Genomic DNA, 2,476 nt, shown 5'->3' with positions numbered 1-2,476 from the left:
GTGGCAACCTAAATAATGACTTGGGCGTACCAATGATGTTGCTCGAATTATCCGATCATCATCGCTATGCTATTTTAGAATTGGGTGCCAATCATATTGGTGAGATTGCTTATACCACTGAGATTGTGCAGCCTGATGTTGCGTGTATCTTAAATATTGGTACCGCGCATTTGGGAGAGTTTGGCAGCCGCGAAGGCATTTGCCAAACCAAAGCTGAAATTTACCATACCTTACATGATAACCAATTTGCCATAGTTCCTGATAAAGATGATTTTACCAATCAATTACGCCGTATCGCTGAAAAGCATACCTCAAACGTCATAGGCTTTGGCAATACCGATGTCAGTGCCAGTCATTTAGATGTTGAGCCTGAGCGCAGTGAGTTTAAGCTGCATATTGGTAGCCAAGTCCATGATATTAATTTGCCATTAGCAGGCGAGCATAATGTCAATAATGCGTTGGCGGCTGCTGCTTGTGCCCATGCGCTAAATATCGATATTAGCGATATCGTCGTCGGGCTTGAAAACGCCCGTCCTGCAAAAGGACGTTTGAATAGTCAGCTCCTTGGTATGCATCGCTTGATTGATGATACGTATAACGCCAATCCGCATTCGGTGCGCGCAGCTGCTAAAGTGCTGGCGGCGCAAACGGGTACGCAGGTGATGGTACTTGGCGATATCGGCGAGCTAGGAGAGGCGGCAATCAGCGAGCACCAAAGCTTAGGCCGTACCATTGCGACCACTGGCATCAATGTGCTGCTGTGCGTTGGTCAATATGCGCCCTATACGGTGGCGGGCGCGCAAGAGATTTCTGCTATCAATGCCCATGCCTTTGCTGATAAAGACAGTTTATTGGCCTATTTGCAGTCTTATTTACAAGCACAGCAGGCGCAGCCTTGTACGGTGCTGTTTAAAGGCTCACGTTCCATGCAGATGGAAACCCTTATCAATGCGCTAGTCGAGGAGTAGGCGGTGTTAGTTTGGTTGTTTGGCTGGCTTGGTCAGTATTATACGCCGTTTTCTGCGGTTTCTTCGTTGACGCTACGGGCGTTGTTGGCGGTTATTACTGCGCTGGCGTTCAGTATGGTGTTTGGCAGTCGAGTCATCAATCGCCTGCGTGCGCTCAAATATGGCCAGGCGATTCGTAATGATGGCCCGCAGTCGCATTTGGTCAAAACTGGTACGCCAACCATGGGCGGGGTGCTGATTCTAAGCGCAATTGGCGTATCGACGTTACTGTGGGCGCGATTAAACAATCCCTATGTATGGATTTTGCTCATCGTGATGATTATCTTTGGTGCGGTTGGCTGGGCGGATGATTGGCTTAAAATTAAATATAAAGACCCCAAAGGTCTGATCGCCCGCAAAAAATACTTTTGGCTGTCGATGGGAGCGTTATTCGTCGGGATTTCTTTATATTACATTGCTACCTTGCAGCCAGATATAGCGACCACGCGTGAGATGCAGGACTTACTATTACCGATTTTTAAAGATTGGATGATTCCTTTCTCGGCCGTGCCCTTTGGAATTGGCTTTATTATCTTTACCTACTTTGTGATTAATGGTGCCTCGAACGCCGTTAACTTAACCGATGGCTTAGATGGTTTGGCGATTTTGCCGGTGGTCTTGGTAGCGGCGGGTCTAGGCGCCATGGCTTATGTGTCAGGTGATGTGCGCTTCGCCGATTATTTACATGTGCCTTATATTGCTTATAACTCAGAAGTGATTATTGTTTGCGGCGCGATGATTGGCGCAGGGTTAGGTTTTTTATGGTTTAACGCTCATCCAGCGCAAGTATTTATGGGTGATGTTGGGGCGCTGGCATTGGGCGCGATGCTCGGTACAATTGCGGTTATGACCCGTCAAGAGATTGCCTTTGCCATTATGGGCGGTTTATTTGTCGCCGAAGCTTTGTCGGTGATGCTACAAGTTGGCTCGTATAAGCTGCGTAAAAAGCGCGTCTTTCGTATGGCGCCACTGCATCATCACTTTGAAGAGATTGGCTGGAAAGAAACCCAAGTAGTAGCACGATTTTGGATTATTGCCATTATCCTTGTGATTCTTGGGTTAATGACCTTAAAACTGCGTTAAGTTGTCAAACAGGTTTAAATCAAAAAATTTTCAAATCAAAAGCCATCTTAAAGTCTAAGATGGCTTTTTTAGGTCTTATGCGAACTTCTTTTTTGTTGCGGCATTTATCCCTTGTTGAGCCGGAACTTTGTTAAAATGGCAGCCATATTGCGATGACGTTGAGATGCTTGTGAGCTTATTTATTTGTCCCCTTTGCCAATCACCTCTGCAGCCCGCCGACGATACGTGGCGCTGTGATGGCAGTTTGAACCCTAAGCAAACCGCTCATCCATTTGATGTGGCGCGGCAGGGTTATGTCAATCTATTACCGGTGCAACAAAAAAAATCCAAAGCTCCGGGCGACAGTCAGCAATCTATTGAGGCGCGCAAACGGTTTTTAAATGCCG

At 46.9% G+C, this 2,476-nt stretch carries 3 protein-coding genes; all 3 read left to right on the top strand.

Annotated features, from left to right (window positions below; all coding sequences use genetic code 11):
• On the top strand, positions 1-968 hold a 968-nt coding region (locus V7D75_RS03335), incomplete at its 5' end, for a UDP-N-acetylmuramoyl-tripeptide--D-alanyl-D-alanine ligase (protein WP_333613402.1).
• A 3-nt stretch (positions 969-971) separates the two neighbouring features.
• Positions 972-2,090 (top strand): phospho-N-acetylmuramoyl-pentapeptide-transferase, encoded by a 1,119-nt coding sequence (mraY, locus tag V7D75_RS03330; protein ID WP_191690664.1) that lies wholly within the window; start codon positions 972-974, stop codon positions 2,088-2,090.
• A 163-nt stretch (positions 2,091-2,253) separates the two neighbouring features.
• On the top strand, positions 2,254-2,476 hold a 223-nt coding region (locus V7D75_RS03325), incomplete at its 3' end, for a putative RNA methyltransferase (RefSeq protein WP_442968914.1).

It is taken from the genome of Psychrobacter sp. (assembly GCF_036731945.1).
In the GTDB taxonomy this organism is placed as follows: Bacteria; Pseudomonadota; Gammaproteobacteria; order Pseudomonadales; family Moraxellaceae; genus Psychrobacter.
The sequence above is the reverse complement of the archived record's forward strand: the minus strand, read 5'-3'. Positions and strand labels throughout refer to the sequence as shown.